Annotated in this window: 12 protein-coding genes; all 12 read right to left on the reverse strand. The window is 58.0% G+C overall.

What is annotated here, in order from left to right; genetic code table 11:
- Positions 1 to 143: 143 nt before the first annotated feature.
- A complete protein-coding gene (locus AB1772_08575) occupies positions 144 to 1,766 on the reverse strand; it encodes a GGDEF domain-containing protein (protein MEW5796405.1) in 1,623 nt (540 codons plus the stop codon).
- A 76-nt stretch (positions 1,767 to 1,842) separates the two neighbouring features.
- Positions 1,843 to 2,511, reverse strand: coding sequence for an STAS domain-containing protein (locus tag AB1772_08580; protein ID MEW5796406.1), 669 nt, complete (start codon positions 2,509 to 2,511; stop codon positions 1,843 to 1,845).
- A 77-nt stretch (positions 2,512 to 2,588) separates the two neighbouring features.
- Positions 2,589 to 4,637, reverse strand: coding sequence for a SpoIIE family protein phosphatase (locus AB1772_08585; protein MEW5796407.1), 2,049 nt, complete (start codon positions 4,635 to 4,637; stop codon positions 2,589 to 2,591).
- Positions 4,638 to 4,688: 51 nt separating this feature from the next.
- Positions 4,689 to 6,521 carry a PorV/PorQ family protein gene (locus AB1772_08590; protein ID MEW5796408.1) on the reverse strand — a complete coding sequence of 611 codons (1,833 nt, stop codon included), beginning with the start codon at positions 6,519 to 6,521 and terminating at the stop codon, positions 4,689 to 4,691.
- Entirely contained in the window at positions 6,518 to 9,376 is a 2,859-nt protein-coding gene (locus AB1772_08595) for a hypothetical protein (protein MEW5796409.1), read from the reverse strand. The genes AB1772_08590 and AB1772_08595 overlap by 4 nt, the downstream gene beginning before the upstream one ends.
- 414 nt (positions 9,377 to 9,790) lie before the next feature.
- Entirely contained in the window at positions 9,791 to 10,711 is a 921-nt protein-coding gene (folD, locus tag AB1772_08600) for a bifunctional methylenetetrahydrofolate dehydrogenase/methenyltetrahydrofolate cyclohydrolase FolD (protein ID MEW5796410.1), read from the reverse strand.
- Positions 10,689 to 11,531, reverse strand: a complete 843-nt coding sequence (locus AB1772_08605) for a TIGR00282 family metallophosphoesterase (GenBank protein MEW5796411.1) — start codon at positions 11,529 to 11,531, stop codon at positions 10,689 to 10,691. The genes folD and AB1772_08605 overlap by 23 nt, the downstream gene beginning before the upstream one ends.
- A gap of 122 nt (positions 11,532 to 11,653) precedes the next feature.
- On the reverse strand, positions 11,654 to 13,216 hold the full coding sequence (rny, locus tag AB1772_08610; protein MEW5796412.1) for a ribonuclease Y: 1,563 nt from the start codon (positions 13,214 to 13,216) through the stop codon (positions 11,654 to 11,656).
- 114 nt (positions 13,217 to 13,330) lie between these two features.
- Positions 13,331 to 13,633, reverse strand: a complete 303-nt coding sequence (gene zapA / locus AB1772_08615; GenBank protein ID MEW5796413.1) for a cell division protein ZapA — start codon at positions 13,631 to 13,633, stop codon at positions 13,331 to 13,333.
- Positions 13,634 to 13,725: 92 nt separating this feature from the next.
- Positions 13,726 to 13,968 carry a cell division protein ZapB gene (gene zapB / locus AB1772_08620; protein ID MEW5796414.1) on the reverse strand — a complete coding sequence of 81 codons (243 nt, stop codon included), beginning with the start codon at positions 13,966 to 13,968 and terminating at the stop codon, positions 13,726 to 13,728.
- 3 nt (positions 13,969 to 13,971) lie between these two features.
- A complete protein-coding gene (gene pheT / locus AB1772_08625) occupies positions 13,972 to 16,356 on the reverse strand; it encodes a phenylalanine--tRNA ligase subunit beta (protein MEW5796415.1) in 2,385 nt (794 codons plus the stop codon).
- A gap of 2 nt (positions 16,357 to 16,358) precedes the next feature.
- Positions 16,359 to 17,319: phenylalanine--tRNA ligase subunit alpha (gene pheS / locus AB1772_08630; GenBank protein MEW5796416.1), on the reverse strand; the 961-nt coding region annotated here is incomplete at its 5' end.

Raw genomic sequence — 17,319 nt, forward strand, 5'->3', positions numbered from 1 at the left:
CCATCCTTGCAGGCCTCCAAAACACGCTATTATACAGAAATCGGCAGCCTTTCGATCTCACATAACAAAATAGTATACGGCTCTGTTCAACCCGTGTAAAGCAAAAAAAGACATAAGCTTGCGCGGCCAGACGAGGATGAGGACTAGCAAACCTGGGCCCGGTTTCGCCCCGATTCCTTGGCTTTGAGCAGGGCCATGTCGGCCGCGTAGATAAGCTGTTCCGGGGTTTCACCATGCTGGGGATATATGGCACCCCCGAGGGAAACCGTGCAAGTGACCTCCCTGTCCATCTGGCTCAGCTTGAATTGCCACCCCGCGATCTTTTGCTGTAGCCTGTGCATGAACTGTGAGCATGTGGCCTTGTCGGATTCGGGCATGATAATACAGAATTCGTCGCCGCCGTACCGGGCGACCACGTCAATCGACCGTATCGATTTGCGTAGCAAATCCCCCATCTGCGTGAGCACCTGGTCTCCCGCCTGATGTCCGTATCGGTCGTTCACCCCCTTGAGATCGTCCAGATCGAAAATGATCAGCGCCACGGATCGGCCGTATCGTTTGGCGCGATCTATCTCCTCATCCAATCGGCGCATGAAGTACCGTTGATTGGCCAGACCGGTCAGACTGTCGGTGTAGGAGAGGCTCTCGACTTCTTCGAACGACTCGGCGTTTGCCATCAGCTCGGCCGCAGTCAGGCGGTGCTGATTGATGCGGTTTAAAACCTCCTGCGGCGGCCGTTCATCGGCCCAAACCATCACCCCCTTGCGCTGCTCAGTCAACTGGAACGACGCGACATGCTGCAGGCCGGCGGCGCGAAGGTTCTCCTCCAGCGGGGCCAGGCCGGCATCGATGCGGCTGAACATGCTCAAGTCGTGTGGGATATCACCTTCGAGCCCGGTTACCAAACGAGCGAAAGACTCACGATCAGGCGCGACGATATTCATCGGTCCGTTGTCACCGTCGAGACGAACCGGCTCACCCGAGTGCTTCGCCTGATAAAAGAAGGTACAGCGATGGAGACCCACATCCCGTCGCACCTCGTCGAATATACGGCCCACCAGAGTTTCAGAGTCGCGGTGTCTCACCAGCTTGAGGATGCCGGGAAGCTGCGGGGGTGGTGACTCGCGAGCGGTCTTTCCGTTTACCGTCCTGAGGGTGTTGAGTTCCTCCTGAAGGCGCTCATACTTGTGCTCGTGCCATTTGACATGGTAAGCAGCCGAGAGGCTTTGGGCCACCGATGCAACAATGACCCGAAAAGCGGGCGACATGACCTCGGCGTTGCCGGCGACAAAGTAGATTCCGTATAGATGGTCGCGCCAGAATACGGGGAAGTAGAGGTTGCAGCCCCAGGCAGAGAGCGAGTCCATCAGCTTTTTCGGCAAATGCAGCCGAAGATTTCCGATTGAGTCCGGCAGAGGCGAGGCGCGAAGAGCGTCGATAAGTCCAAGAGTATTACGCACCTGTACGGCGCGGCGACCAACATTCTCCAACCCGTAGTGATAGCTCAGCTCGAGCCAGCGACCACGCCTCCGCAGAAACATGATTCGGGCGCAGCCGCACGGCTCGCGAAGGAGTTGCGAAACACGATTGGCCACGTTCTGGATGTCGCCCTCGAGAATCGATGTTCGAATCAGTTCGGCGAAACGTTCCAGGCTGGCGGGATCGTACGGCGAGGATTGCTTATGCTCCCGGCGAAGGCGTACGGTTAGCAACAGGGTTAGGAGGACAACAAGTCCTGCGAGTATGATCAGTAGCGCGGTCTGCATTTCGACCGACCTGGCTATCGACACCGTATGCTATTGTATTATAACAGATTAGTGGCTGGTGTCAACGGAAACTCGCTCAGGTCCGCCCCCAGGCGTAGCGGAACCGGGATCGCCGCATCAACAGCCGGTGTCGCCGGAGAATCAAGAAGACTCGCCACCAGCCGGCATTCAGTCCGCCCCCTTGTTGTGAGAATTCCCGGCGGATTTCGGCTATCGTAATAAAGGGATCACTCTTCAGCATTCGCAGAGCAAACAGCTCCAGATCGGATTCGGCAGCGGGCGGGGTAGGTGTCGTTTCGAGCGGATTCAAGGACCGGGCAGAGTCGGAAATCTGATCGACTATTTCAATTTTTGTCCCGGACTCTTTTTTTTTTGGCTGAGTCCCGGCGGGAGAAACAAACTTGGCGACCGCCTCTTCCACCGAGTTGTGCGCCTGGAGTATTTTATCGAACTCGAGGAGCTCGAAAATCTCGCGAACGTCAGGCACCATGTTGGCGAGCTTCACGTCGCCCGCATTATCGCGCACGTCCTTGATATGGGAGATAAAGATGCCCCAGCCCGCTGACGAGATATAATCCACCCCGGCCAAATCAACGACGATTCGATACCGACCGCGGCGAAGCAGGGAATCGAAGACTTGTTCCAACTCGGAAGCGGTCAGCGTGTCGATCACACCGTCAACGCGGATCTCCGATACTTCACGGTTGTGGCCGCCTTCGGACAGCGATATCCTGATGTTCTCCATAAGCGAGGCTCGTCAACACAATACGGGTGCCAAGTTGAAGAGCGACTCCCGTGGTGGCAACTAAAAACTTGTGGGGTTCAGGGTCGCCCGGTCTCGCCATCCCCGAGCGACTGGCGTTCGATCTCTTGCGGCTGACTATGGGAGGCATCTGCGCGCACAGCTCCGGAGAACCTGGTTGTGCCCAGGATAAAAGTGATATCGTCCCGCTGCTGGGTATAGCCGGAGAAAGCGTCCAATTCGGCCACCAGCTCCCCGGCCAGGACGCCGACATCCGGCGCACTGCCGTTGCTCCAGCGCTGATGCATGAACGCTTCGAGTCGATCGAGACCGTACTGTTCGCCGTCGCGGTTGACCGCCTCGGTTATTCCGTCGGTGTATAGGATGAATGCATCGCCGTCCTCGAGCTGTACCCGCAGCTCCTCCACGGCATTGTCGAAGCCGGTGCCCTGTGTGTCGGGCACTCCGAGCGGCATCCCCGATGGATTCAAGCGCGATGTACGGCGCGACGACGCCCGGTATAGAAGCAGCGGGTTATGTCCGGCCGAGACCAACTCCAGACGGTGATCTGAGGCACTGTAAATGGCCATCAGCACGGTGATAAACATTCCCTTGGGGATGTTGTCGGAAAGGTAGTTGTTCACGAGAATCAGGATTTCGCGTGCTGACCGCGATTCCGAGGCGTGAACTTTGATGACGGTACGAAGCATGGACATCACCAGCGATGCCGGCACGCCCTTGCCGGACACATCGGCGACTATGAAGCAGTAGCGCTGCGGAGCGACTTGGAAGACATCGTAGAGGTCACCGCCGATCACTGACGCCGCTCGGTAAAAGGCGTCGATTTCGAGGTCCGTGAACTCGGGGAGCCGGCGCGGCAGAAGGGTCTTCTGGATTTGCGACGCTACTTCGATCTCCTTGGCCATGCGCTCGCGCTCGACTACGCTTTCGCGGTCATGCTTCAGGCGGGTCATCATATCGTTCAGGGCGCTGGAAATCTCGAAGAACTCGGCGGCTCCTTCCAGGGGGAGTTCGCTCTCCAGATCGCCGCGGGTGAACCTCCTGATTCGGCGTGTAATGTTGACAATCGGCTGCACGAAGTAGTTCGAAAGCAGATAGATGCCTATCACGCCGAAGAGCATGAGCGCGACCGTAACTATGAGTATGGTCCGGCGCAGTTCAGCCAGGCGGGCGTCGATCGGCTCCGACGAGTAGGTTACGTAGACCGCTCCCAGAGGCTGGGATCCCGACAGAAGGGGAAGCGCCAGGAAGTTGATTTCCTGCTCACCGCTCTTCGTCCGCCAGGGCAGTCCGTAATTCTGCGAGGAGGATTGAACCGGAGGAATATACCGCTTACGGATGTTATGAATATCGTCAGAGTGCGCCAGGATGATCCCGTTGGTGTCGGTCAAGATGATCCTCTGAACGAAGTCATTGGAGCGGACATAGCTGACCACCAGTTCGTCGAACTCCACGTCGCTCCGGCGATTGATGATATACAAGGTCGACTGCTCGGCCACGGTTTGGCCCAGAGCGGAAGCAATGCCGTCGAGGTGCCGGTAAATCTCGGCCGAGGTGCGGGTGTGGACGAAGTAAAAAGCCCCGCCAATGATCAGGCTGACGATGAAGAAGGTCCAGAGCGAGAATTTCATGCGCAGCGTGGACATGCGCCGAAACATCGGGGGCATCGTCTCCGTGTCGTCACGTCTTAGCCGCCGGGTCATACGCAGCTCGTTTTGGCCGGCCCAGGAGACGTACTCGACCGAGTCCATGATCTTCTGAATCATATAGAAGCCCAGCCCGCCGCGGCGGCCGGACTCGATCAGCCGCTCCAAATCGAGTTTCCCCTGGCCCTCCGGGCGGAACGAGCGCCCATAGTCAATAAGTGAAAAGGTGACCCGGCGGCTGAAGATCGTTATGCGCAGACGCAAGGTACCTTTCTCGTAAAGGTAGGCGTGGCGGATGATGTTGGTCGCCCCCTCCTCGATCGCCAGGAGCACCGCCGAGGTATCCTTGCGCTGCATACCGGCCGCGGCGCACGACTCCCGGATCAACCGTTGTATGGAGTCAAGGTACTTCTCCTCAGCCGGGAATTCGGCGTCGATTTCCTTAATCGGTCGACGAAACATAACAGGTTATAATCCCCGACACGGGGCGCAAAAGCCAGTAAAAAAGCGTGCTCAGTCGGTCGGACTCTGGGTTCCCAGACGCAAGCGGGCCTGCTCGATGTTATCAATCGTGTTGGCGTTGTTGGGATATGCCTCCAGCACTTTCTCCCACACTTCTATCGCCCGTTGGTAGTCCTTGTTCCTCATGTGGCGCATCCCCTCGAGATAAAGCTCCCAATAGACACGGTCCTTCTGCAGGTCCTCCAGCGTGGCAGCCGGACGGGCCGGGAGGCGACTGCTGATCCGTCGCAAGTATTCCTGCGCGGTGGGTTCGTTAGGATTGACTTCGAGCACCGCCTGGAACCTGGCTCGCGCCCCGGCCAGATCACCCTTCTCGAATAGCTCCATTCCCTGCCGTACTCGCTCCGGCAGATCCATCTCAGCCATCGCCCTCAGCTTACCCTGCTGAGCCGCGACACTCGCCGAATCGAGTTCAAGAACACGGTTGTAGGCCTCCATAGCCTCGAACCACTTACCGCTTCTTGCGGCCCGACTTGCACTCTCCAGTTGCAGGGTCACTTCGGCATCCCGCGCCAGGACAATACGATCGCGCAACTGGTTCGCCTCGGTGTTGGCCGGATCAATATCGAATATCAGATCAAGCAGGTCGAGCGCCGCTCGGTACATTCTATGGGAGAGCATCTGCTCGGCCTGGGCGACAAAAGTCTTAAGCGTCATGAGGACATCCTCGCGCGCGGCTCGCAGCGCTTCCTCCTGCGCCTGCTGCACCCGGCGGGATTCTTCGATAGCGGCGAGCGTACCGATGATCTCCCCGTTATCCGGTTGCATCTCCAGCGCCATCTGGAAATAGGCAGCAGCGGAATCAAGCTGGAAGCGACGGAAGTATCGATTGGCCGTATCCATCAGGCCGGCAAACCGTTTCTCTTCTTCGGTCGGTTCCGGCGGCAGCTTGGCCAGTTCTCTAAGACGGATTCTCTCGTCAGTAGGTTTGCCCAGCAGGAAGGACAAAGAGATGTGGTGGATGCCATCGGTATAGTCCACCATCTTGTAGGCATAATCGACTTTGATGCGGCCGGCTTTCAGACCCACTCCGCCCGCGAAATTATCCCTGTCGTACCCGGCTCGTAAGGCCAGCGCATCGTGAAGCGTTACCTCCACTCCCGAACGGGTCTTCAGGTTGCGCTCTTCCTGCTTCTCGAGATCGACGGCGGCTGTCACGCTGGCATGATCCGACAGTTCAAAGGCTGCCCAGGAGAGGCCGGTCTGAATGACAAGCGGAGACTTCTCGGCCCGCTCGACAAGGATGAGTTCGTGGCGCAGGATTTCGTGAGCTACCGCACTCAGCCGCAGGTTGCGCCACAGCCTGACGTTTATTCCAGCGTCCAGACCGGTGCCGAAGTCCGAGTTGTTGTCCAGCGACTGCTGGAAAATCTCCAGTGACAGGCCCGCCGCCAGGCGCTCACCCAGATTGCGGCCGTAGCCGAGCACGATCTGCGTGTAAGCAAAATCGAACCGCCCTCGATCGGCGAAATCCTCGCGGCGTATGATGTCGTCGGTTCCTATTCGCATCACGCCTGCGCCGACCCCATGGTTCTCGGTGATCGGATAAGCCCAGGAGACAAAGTCGTAAATGGTGCCCTCAATGAGGATTGAGTGCATAAGAGCCACTTCCTGGTAATCCATGTCGGCCAGGCCGGCCGGGTTATAGTGAATGGCGGTGGCATCGTTTGACAACGCCGCATACGCGCCGCCAAGTCCAAGCGACCGTGCCCCCACTCCGAGCGACAGAAACGGCGTCTCCTGGCCGGCATCGCCCGTGGCCAGCGTCGGCGACCCTGCCAGCAGCGACAGCGCAAGACAGATGATGGCGACAATGAATTTCACTTCATCACCGCCAGCTTAAGCGTTGCCCGATCGCGGCCGTCGCCGCCTTCGACGATCACTATGTACACACCATTGACAACCTCTCGCCCCTCATTGTTGCGGCCGTCCCAGTACACTACGTTCTCGCCGATCGCGCCGCCCGGCTGCCCTGCCGGCATTTGTCGATGGTATACCAGCTCTCCGGTCAGTGTCAGAATGGCGAGATCGATTTCTTGCGCCTGCGGCAGGAAGTATCGGAACTCGGCCGGTTCGATATACGGGTCGAAAGGATTGGTACGTACTGAGAACGATCCGGCCAGGGTCTGCTCAACGAGAGTATAGACCTCCTCAAGTACCAGCCCAGCCCCGGTAGCGGTTGCTACCGGCACCGGCACTCCGTCGAGCGGGGGCGTCGCGAAACAAGCTTTGATGTTTGACGTATCGAGCCGGAGAGAGAATTCTGCCTGATTGGTCCTGAGTATTTTCGTGCGCAGGACAAGGTCGACAGCATCGCCCGCCGGCACCACCAAATCGTCGAAAAGCAGGCTGAGCCGGTTTCCCCCGGCCGAGGCGCGAGTGACCCTCCGCCCCTCGAACAGCACCATTGTAGAGCCGACTTCAACAACGGATCGGGCTTGAAGCGGCCTGCCGCCCCGATCGTAAAACTCCAGCGCCAGCGATACCAAACGGATATCAGATACTGAGGATGTCCCGGGATTGGACAGGCGAAACTCAGCCAGTTGCTGATCGGCGCCAGGGAGGACGACATTCGACGGGATGCTTGTTACTGACACCGTCACCTCGATGTCTTCAAGCGTTACAGCCAGTTCCAACCGGAAAACAGTATCGCCGATGAGGGCGGGCTGCGCGGTATTGACGTCGAACGGCCGCCCGATCATGACCACGTCGAGCACAACCACCGTATCAAACTGAGGCGCTATGAACGACACCCCCCTAACTGTTCCGACCGGCACGGTTTCCTCGATCTCGGTCGCTCCGCCCGGCAGACCGAGGTCTATGCCGTTAGTATTGATGCGGAAAATTCCCGCCGTCGCTTGAGCCTCACCAGTGTTGAGTATGCCGAGGAGCAGGTCGAAGCTCTGGCCCACTTCCACAAAACCCTGATCGGCGCCGCGCAATATCGCGGTCGCCGACAATTCCGCCGGGCGCTGTATTGTCACGAGGGCGATGTTGTCGACCGGCGGCAGGCGGTTGACACCAACGGTGGCGATGTCTATCCGGAAGATTTCAGCCTGGGTCGCCACCGGAGCAGCCCGCACGTCGAAGAAGACATCCACCGTATCCCAGGCCGGTATGTTTGGAATCGTCAGCACCGAATCAAACCGCGAGCCGCCGTCGGAGACCAACCGCAGATCAAACGGGGTCATGGGTGTCGGCGAAAGGTTGGCTACCCGGCCCTTCACCTGGAAGGACTGACCGGTGTTGACCAGCGGCGCATTTGGCGCAATCAAAATCGCTTCGACCAACTGCAGGAGCGGCGTGGCCTCTACATTAACGGTGCGACCGTTAAAATCGGTCGAGTATTCAAGCGAATTGGCGGCACCCGAGTGCCGGAATACCAGGCGGGCGGTAGCCTCCATCGACCGATCCACCAGATCCACCGGAATGAACACGCGCCTCGTACTGATGTGATTGGCCCCCGGATTCAGAGAATTCGACGGTATTTGGAGGGCCACGGTCGGCGAGAATTCGCCGAATTCGATGTTGAAGAACGACTCCGTGGGCGAAACCACCATAACTTCGCTGCCGTCAAGATAGAGATCGAAATCAAATGACCACTCATGCCCGGCGACCACTGAAATCGGCGACAGAGTGGCCGTTAGGTACTCGAGCGAAGGCGCCGTGAGAATTAACATGCTGTCCACATAAGGAGCGGAGAGCCCTTGCCGCAGGCCGCCGTCAAGCACGTTTAGATCGACACGCGTTTTGAAAACTCCCGACGGAAACCCCGGCGGCACTTGTACGGAGATGTCCGAATAAGTGATCGTGTCGGTCTGCAGCATACTGTGTGAAATCAGGCCGGAATGGATGACAGCCAGAACGGAGTCACCATCGGAAAGAAGCTCCACTACGAGGTGAGCGCTGTCCCACGACGGAGCCATACCACCGGTGCTGAGCTTGAAAGAAACATCGAAGGGGATCCCGGAGTAGACCGAATCCGGCGCGAACGTAGCCGGGACAATATCCAGCCCCTGGCCCGGCATTACCTGGACAGGCACCCGCAGGGTATCCTTAACCGGAGTAACCACGCCGTTTGGCCGATAGTAGCTTTCGAGGACAAGCATGAGTGTGTCGGCGCCGGCGGGGAGGTTGGCGGTAGGGAGATCCACCAGCACCGTATCCTCGCGGCCGTCTGTACGCGGATCGAAAAAGAACTTGACCGAGCCGCCCCCGGAGCGAAAGTACGCCTTGACGCCGGGGTCATCGACCGGCGGTTGATCCCCACCGTTGGCAACGCGGACTTGCACCGCGGTCGCCGTGTTGCTGTAGATGGTTGACACCGAGTCGGGATCCAAACCGATCACGCCGGCAATATCGTATCCGCTGAAGGACACCAATACGGCGGAGGATGTCACCCCGCCCGTCGAAACCGTAACCGCTACGGGCCCTGACGGTCCGAGATATCGAATCTGAAGTGTCGTCAGATTGATTATGCCGCCGGAAAAAAGCGATGGGTCGTTGATAAGTGATGGCTCCAGGGCACCGACCGAACAGGACAGAGTGACCGGGCTGGCCGCCAGGTCGTAACTGGTGAGGAGCATGCCGTTCTCGTCGAGCAAAAGCAGGCTCGCCTGCCCAACCAATGGGTATCCGACGATTTGATGCGGCGGCAGGTTTATGACTATCGCGGCCAAATCGTTCGGGGAAGCCGCCCGTGAGGTCTGCGAATTAACCGCGCCAACGACAAGGCATATAGGCAGACAGGACAGGATCAGCGGGAGGAGCTTGGACCGGAGGTGAAACATCACTCGGAGTTTGACCGGAGCCTACACGATTTTTACAAACTAGGTTGAGCCACCACTGTCGAGAGCAAAGATCATGCCTTCAACTCATTGCCGCTCAATTCGCTACGGAAAACCGTTCCCGTGCGCCAAAGGGTCGGCTGCACGACTCTAACCGTCCGACCGGAAAAGGCTTAATGGTGTCGACATAAACCGCGACATCACCCACGAGCTCGCTGACTCCGAGAGATCCTCAGTGCTAACTTATTGCAACGCTCCGCCTTATGCAAGACTGTGCAGAAAGTGCGCAACCTGCCGTAATGAGGATTAACCGCTCTTCGTAGGCTGCGTCTGTCGTTCCGCAGCCGTGACCGTGTTGGCGATCAGCATGGCAATAGTCATAGGCCCGACTCCACCGGGGACAGGTGTGATATGCGATGCTTTGGCGGCCACCTCGTCGAATTTGACATCGCCGACCAGGCGATACCCCTTTTCAACGGTGGCGTCTTCAACCCGGTTCATCCCGACGTCGATAACCACCGCCCCAGGTTTTACCATGTCACCGGTAATGAGCTCGGCTTGGCCGATCGCCGCGATAAGAATGTCAGCTCGACGCGTAACGGCCCGGAGATCGGCTGTGCGGGAATGAGCTACCGTAACTGTAGCGTCAGCCCACCTGGCCTTCTGCATGAGAAGGGCGGCGAGCGGCTTGCCAACGATGTTCGACCTCCCCACCACCACCACTTCTTTGCCCGCCGGACTCAATTCGTAGAACTCGAGGAGCTTAATGATCCCATAAGGCGTACAGGAGATCATCTGCGGGCGGTTTATCAATAGCAGGCCGACATTGTGGGGATGAAACCCATCGACATCCTTGTCCGGTCGGATCTCAAGCGTCACCGTAAGCTCATCGATCTGTTTCGGCAGGGGTGACTGCACCAGTATCCCGTGAATGCGGTCGTTGTTGTTCAAACCGCGAACGATACCAATCAGTTCATCCTGTGTGATATCGTCGGGGCGGGTGATGACTTCGGAATGCAGCCCCATCTTCCGGCAGGTTTTTGCTTTCGTAGTGACGTAGATTTTGGAAGCGGGGTTGTCCCCCACCAAAACCGCGGCCAGTCCAGGCACGACGCCCCTGGTTTTGAGCGCCTCGGCGCGCCGGAGCGAGTCCTGATGCACCTGCTCGGCGACCAGCTTGCCGTCTATAAGCGTGGCGGTCATCTCACTCGTCATCCTGTGTGTCATTGTATTCGTTACCTCGACTCTGCGCCTTGGACAGGTCAAACTCCCGGGTGAAGCGTTCTATATGCTGCGCCTGGCCGCCGGTCGCGTCGATACTGACTACCACCCCCTGCAGGCGAACATCATCGGTGGCGGTTGTGAAACGCTTGGGGGTGCCGGTCAGGAAGCGACCGAGCGACGGCCCTTTCTCCATCCCGATTATCGAATCGTGCGGGCCGGTCATCCCGGCGTCGGTGATGTACGCCGTGCCGTTGGCGCTGATCTTTTCGTCGGCGGTCTGCACGTGAGTGTGAGTGCCGATTATCGCTGATACCCGGCCGTCGAGATAATACCACAGCGCCTGCTTTTCCGAGGTGGCTTCCGCATGAAAATCTACGAGTATGAATGGAGTCTGAGTTCTGATCTTCTCGATCTCCTGATCGGCGGTGCGAAACGGACAGTCGATATTCGCCATGAACACCCGCCCCATCAGATTGATCACGCCGACTTTGTAGACTCCGATCGAGGCAATGTAGGAGCCATGCCCCTGGGTGGGCGGCGGGTAATTGGCGGGGCGAAGGAGCCGCGGGGTTTCGTCGAGATATTCCAGCAATTGCACCCGGTCCCAGATGTGATTGCCCGAGGTTTGTACGTCGATGCCGTATGTAAACATCTTGCGCGACATTTCCGGAGTAATACCGAAACCGCCGGCGGCGTTCTCGATATTGGCCACCACAAAATCGGCGGCGAATTCCTCCTTGAGTGGCTTGATCAGGTGGGCGGCGGCCTGTCGTCCCGGACGGCCACAGATGTCCGCGACAAACAGTATGGTGAACGACGACATCCAGCTACTTTCTAAGGCGGAACGTGAGGGTCAGGGGAAGCTTCCGCCCTGCTTCCCGGCGACGCCCGGTGGCGTCGCCGGTGACAGGGTAACATACCCTCCGGAGATAATCAACCGAAAAGCTACTTGGCGTATTCAGTCGTTCGCATTTCGCGGATCACGGTCACCTTGATCTGACCGGGATACTGCATCTCGCTTTCAATTTTGTGTGCGATATCGCTGGCCAGGATGGTCGAAGCGAGGTCGTCAAGCTTGTCGTGCTCGACGATCACGCGAATCTCCCGCCCGGCCTGAATGGCATACGCCTTGGAAACGCCCTTGAAGCTGTCGGCCAGTTCCTCCAGTTGCGTAAGCCGTTTAATATACGCCTCGAGCGGCTCGCGCCTGGCGCCGGGGCGCGACCCGGAAATAGCGTCGGCCGTCTGCACCAAAATCGGGTACGGGCTGGTCATCGGAACATCGCCATGATGCGCCGCCGCCGCGTTCACCACGTACTCGTGCTCTTTGTAGCGGGCCAGGAAATCGGCGCCGATTTCGGTGTGGGTACCCTCGGTGACACGGTCGATCGCCTTACCGATGTCGTGCATCAGCCCGCACCGCTTGGCGAGGACGTCGTCGAGCCCGAGTTGTGAAGCCATTATGCCACACAACATGGCCACTTCCTTGGAATGAGCCAGCACGTTCTGGCCGTACGAGGTTCGGAAATTCAGCTTACCCAGCATCTTGATCAGGTCGGGGTGGGCACCGTGGATGCCAAGCTCAAAACAGGCTTGCTCGCCCGCCTCGCGAACTATGACATCCATTTCGGCCTGAGACTTCTCCACTACTTCTTCGATTCGTGTAGGGTGAATCCGACCGTCGGTAACCAGCTTCTCCAGCGCCATGCGAGCGACCTCGCGGCGAACCGGATCGTAACCGGAAAGAATAACCGCCTCCGGAGTGTCGTCGACAATCACATCGACCCCGGTGGCGGTCTCAAAAGCGCGAATATTACGCCCTTCGCGGCCGATAATACGACCTTTCATCTCGTCACTCGGGAGAGAAACTACAGAGACCGTGGTCTCCACAGTGTGATCGGCGGCGCAGCGATAGATCGACTGAAGGATGATTTCTTTAGCCTCTTTGTCGGCGTCCTGCTCAGCCTTTTCCTTGATCTCTTTAATATGCGCCGCGGCCTCACGCTTTGCCTCGGCAGTCATATTATCGATCAGTTGCTGCTTGGCTTCCTCCGGGGTCATCTGGGCGATGCGCTGCAATTGCTCGTTCTGTTTTTTCAGGACTTTCTGCAACTCCTCCTCGGCCAACTCAATTCCTTTTTCGCGGGTTTGGAAAGACTTGGCTCGGCTCTCCAGTTCTCTCTCCTTGCCGTCGATTACGTCGATCTTTTTCGCCAGCGCGCTTTTCTGTTCGTCCAGTTGTTTCTCGGCCAGATCCAGCTCGCGTCTTCGCGCTCCCATTTCGCGATCAAGTTCAGCTTTTTCCTTGAGAGTTTTTTCACGGATTTCAAGAGCGGCCTCTTTGCGGCGCATGTCGGCTTCTTTTTCGGCCTCGCCGATCATTCGCCGCGCCTGGGACTCGATTTTGGCCAGGCTCTGGGCGCCGACCCGGCGGGCAATCAACCAGGCCAGAGCGAACCCGACCCCGAGCGCCAGTACCGCTACGAGTGTCAAGACCAGGGGGTCCATCAGCACCTCCCACCCAGCCTCAGGGCCGGGTGAAGTCATCTATATTCAGTTGTCACCGCGGGAAGGATGTAAGACAGACCGGTTCGCAGACAGCAAGAGTGAGATTCAACTGTGTCAACTTTTTTCCAGTGCTTTATCTATCTGAGCCAGAAGGCCGTGCAGCGACTCCGATTGAGTACTGGTGGCCCGCTCGAGCTTTTCTGATCGCTCGAGTAGTTCCGATGCGAGTGACAAAGCAGTCAAGATTGCGATTTTATCGCGCGCCTGGGAGCGACACTGACGGGCCACTTCCTGCATTCGCGAGTCCACCAGACTCGCTACGCGCGAGATATAAGCAGGATCGTCCGCCCCGATTATGGGGTATTCTTCTCCTAATATTCTAACGACAACTTTGTTCTCAGCCGACAAACTAGACACAACTCCGATCCGAACAAACCGGTCTGAATATCCTATCCCTCTATATCATAATATCTTATACAAATCGAACGGAATTGTGTCAAGCAAAACTTCTACAGTCCGATTTGCTCCAGTTCCTCGATCCGGCCCAACAACGTGCCCAGCTTGGTCTTAACGGCCTCAACCTGGTCGTTGTGCTCGACGCGAAAACGCTCAAACTCCTGACGAAGCCGACTTACCTCCTCCCGAAGCGAGCTGTTCTCTGAAAGCAGGTTGGCATTTTCGGACTTTAAGGTCTCCAGCTTCTGCAACACCTGGGCGATCTTGCCCTCAAGAACTTTGATTTGGTCCGACATAGGTCACCTGTCCCTGATTTCGGCTTTAAAGTTCCGCTTAAGTCGCGAGACGATTTTTCCCTGCAATTGGTCCACTTCGATATTGGAAAGGCTGCGTTCAGCAGACCTGAAAACCAGCGCGATCGCCACGGATTTTTGCCCCGCTCCGATCTGCTTGCCGGAGTAAAGATCGAAAACCTCAACCGATTCAGCAAGCGCTCCGGCCTCGGCCCTTATGGTGGACACAAGCTCGTCGACCCGCACGGTATCTTTGACGATCATCGCCAGATCTCTGGTCGCGGCCGGATAAACCGGCAGCGGCGTGAACTCGGTCAATTCGTGGCCCAGCTCAAACAACGGCTGAAGCCTGATCTGCAGCAGATATACGGGCTGCTTAATCTCGAAGCGACGGGCGATTTCGGACATCACCAGGCCGGCCCATCCCACCTCCGTATCACCAAGAATCAACGCGAAGGATTCGGCGGGATCGAGATACGACAGCCCACACGTACCAAACCGCAGTTTTGGCCCGTGAAAGTGTCTGATGACAAGTTCGAGGCCGCCGACGAGATCGTAGAAGTCGGTCGGGCGAGACTTGTCGCGCCAGTTGCCGGGACGATTGCCTGTAGCCGCCAACAGCAGGCGATCCTGTTCGTCCCAGTTGCCACTGGCGTCCGGCGGGAAGTACGCCTTGCCGATCTCGAACAGGCGAAGGTCGACGCTGCGGTGCGACATGTTGTGCGCTACTACGCCCAGAGCGGTAAGCGCCAGATCGTTACGCATGATGTCGAGATCGGCGGAGACCGGATTGACGATACGAAGCTGCGGCTGATCGGGATTGAGAAACCGTGCGAGGGTGCTGTCGGCGAGACCGTGGCCGAGTATCTCGTCGAACCCGGCACCGGTCAGCACGGTGCGTATTTCGCGCTGAAACTCTTCCTCCCGATTAAGGGGGGCATAGAGGGGCCCGATGTTTTCTGTAGCATCGGGGATGACATCGTATCCCTCGATGCGCGCGATCTCCTCGATCAGGTCTATCTCGCGGGTGATATCCGGACGGAAGGTCGGAACGGTCACCTGAATGGGCTTGCTGCCCTTTACGTCGAATTCCAGGAGCTTCATGATTTCGATAATTCTCTCCGCAGGAAATCCGGTACCGAGCACGGCGTTACACCGGTCCGGTCGGAGTTCGACCCGGCACGGATGCATCGGACGTGGGTAGAAATCTACCATGCCGTCGAGCACTTCGCCACTACACAGTTCCTGAAACAGGTAAGCGGCGCGGGCCGAGGCCACCGGCAAGTTGTTCGGGTCGACACCCTTCTCGAACCGGCTGGAAGCTTCGGACACAATGCCGAGATGTCGCCGACTAGCGCGAATGACTCGCGGATTGAAATAGGCTACTTCCAGCAGCAGATTGCGCGTGTCGTCTTTCACCTCGGAGTCGAAACCACCCATCACACCGGCGGCAGCTTTGGCCTCGCGGCCGTTGGTAATCAACAGCACGTCCGGGGTCAGCGTGTGTTCCCTGCCGTCCAGAGTGACCAGTTTCTCGCCGTCGCGAGCGCGGCGCACCACGACCTCACTGGTACCGAATCGATCAAGATCAAACGCGTGAATCGGATTGCCGGTTTCGAGCATGATTAGGTTGGTAACGTCGACAACATTGGAAATCGGCCTCATCCCCGCCGCCAGTAAGCGCTTTTGCACCCACCAGGGCGACGGGCCGATCTTTACATTGCGAATGATCCTGGCTGTGAATCGCGGGCAGGCTTCGACATCATCCGATCTCGCCTTAAACACATCGTTTACATTGGTCGAGCTCGGTTTCAATCGATAGACGGGGTACTTCAGTTTGACTTTAGCCAGGGCAGCTAAATCTCGCGCGATTCCGATTGCCGACATGGCGTCAGACCGATTGGGGGTCAACTCAAAATCGAGAACGTAGTCGTGGTAATCGAGATACTCAGCGAGCGGGGTGCCCAGGGGGGCGTCCTCACCCAGCACCATAATGCCGGAATGATCATCGGAGAGCCCAAGCTCGCGCTGGGAGCAGATCATGCCGCAAGACTCCATGCCGCGGATTTTGACGCGTTTGATTTCAATATCGCCCGCCAGTTTGGCGCCAAGAAGCGCTACCGGCACTCTCAGGCCGATCGCTACGTTCGGCGCGCCGCACACGAGATCATAGCTCTCGCGGCCGGTTTGAACCGTGGCCAGCTTGATTTTGTCGGCCCCCTTGATCGTCTTCAGGTCGGTTACTTCGCCGACAACGACGTTTTCGAAATACCGGTCGGTGGCTTCGATCGATTCGCAGGCAATACCGCACAGGGTCAGCCGACGGGCGACCTCTTCGACCGGCCAGTCTACACCGGTCAGTTCCTTGAGCCACTGGTAAGAGACTTTCATGCTTAGAAGAACTGCCTGAGAAACCGAACGTTGTTATTAAAAAAGAGTCTGATGTCGTTTATTTTGTACTTGAGCATCGCCACCCGTTCCACGCCGATACCGAAAGCGTAGCCGGTGTATTTCTCCGAGTCGATACCGGCCTGTTCAAGCACCGCCGGATGAATCATGCCGCAGCCGAGAATTTCCAGCCACCCGGAGTACTTGCAGAGCTGGCAGCCCTTTCCCTTGCAGAGAATGCAGGATATGTCGACCTCCGCCGACGGTTCCGTGAAGGGAAAGAACGACGGCCGAAACTTGAGCTTGAGGTCCTCCCCGAAGAAGGCATGGCAGAACGCTACCAACACGCCCTTGAGATCGGCCATGCTGACGTTTTGATCGACCAGGAACCCGTCGACCTGGTGAAACGACACATGCGCCCGGGTGGAAATCGCCTCGTTGCGAAATGTCCGCCCCGGCGTGACCATCTTGATGGGCGGTTGCCGCCTGGCCAGTTCGCGCGCCTGCACCGGCGTGGTGTGCGTGCGCAGCAGCCGGCCGCCCTCGAGAAAGAAAGTGTCCTGCATGTCGCGGGCGGGGTGGTCGGGCGGGAAATTGAGCGCCTCGAAGTTGTAGTAGTCGGTCTCAACGTGCGGCCCAAGCGCGACCTGAAAGCCCATGCCGTAGAACGTGCGGCAGATCTCGCTCATCACCTGGTTGACGACGTGGACCGTGCCGATATAAGGCGAGGTGCCGGGGAGGGTAGGATCGAAGACGCTCTTCGCTTCGCCGGCGGAGAAGCGCCGGAATGCCGATTCAATCTTTTCTTCAAGTGCTGCTCGCGCCTGATTGGCGCGCGCGCCGACCAGCCTCCGCTCCTCCTCGGGCAGGCTGCCCAGTTGTCGCAGCAGTGCTACCAGGGGGCCTTTGCGGCCGAGATACCGGATCTGGAGTTCCTTAACCGAATCGAGCGAATCGGCATGGCCG

Source organism: Candidatus Zixiibacteriota bacterium (assembly GCA_040752815.1).
Classification (GTDB): domain Bacteria; phylum Zixibacteria; class MSB-5A5; order GN15; family FEB-12; genus JAGGTI01.

Bases quoted from the DNA above. Each gene is read 5' to 3' on its own strand.
- pheT (MEW5796415.1), bottom strand. From the start codon at position 16,356: ATGAAAGTCTCTTACCAGTGGCTCAAGGAACTGACCGGTGTAGACTGG.
- AB1772_08585 (MEW5796407.1), bottom strand. From the start codon at position 4,637: ATGTTTCGTCGACCGATTAAGGAAATCGACGCCGAATTCCCGGCTGAG.
- AB1772_08575 (MEW5796405.1), bottom strand. From the start codon at position 1,766: ATGCAGACCGCGCTACTGATCATACTCGCAGGACTTGTTGTCCTCCTA.
- AB1772_08605 (MEW5796411.1), bottom strand. From the start codon at position 11,531: ATGTCGTCGTTCACCATACTGTTTGTCGCGGACATCTGTGGCCGTCCG.
- AB1772_08580 (MEW5796406.1), bottom strand. From the start codon at position 2,511: ATGGAGAACATCAGGATATCGCTGTCCGAAGGCGGCCACAACCGTGAA.
- folD (MEW5796410.1), bottom strand. From the start codon at position 10,711: ATGACACACAGGATGACGAGTGAGATGACCGCCACGCTTATAGACGGC.
- zapB (MEW5796414.1), bottom strand. From the start codon at position 13,968: ATGTCGGACCAAATCAAAGTTCTTGAGGGCAAGATCGCCCAGGTGTTG.
- rny (MEW5796412.1), bottom strand. From the start codon at position 13,216: ATGGACCCCCTGGTCTTGACACTCGTAGCGGTACTGGCGCTCGGGGTC.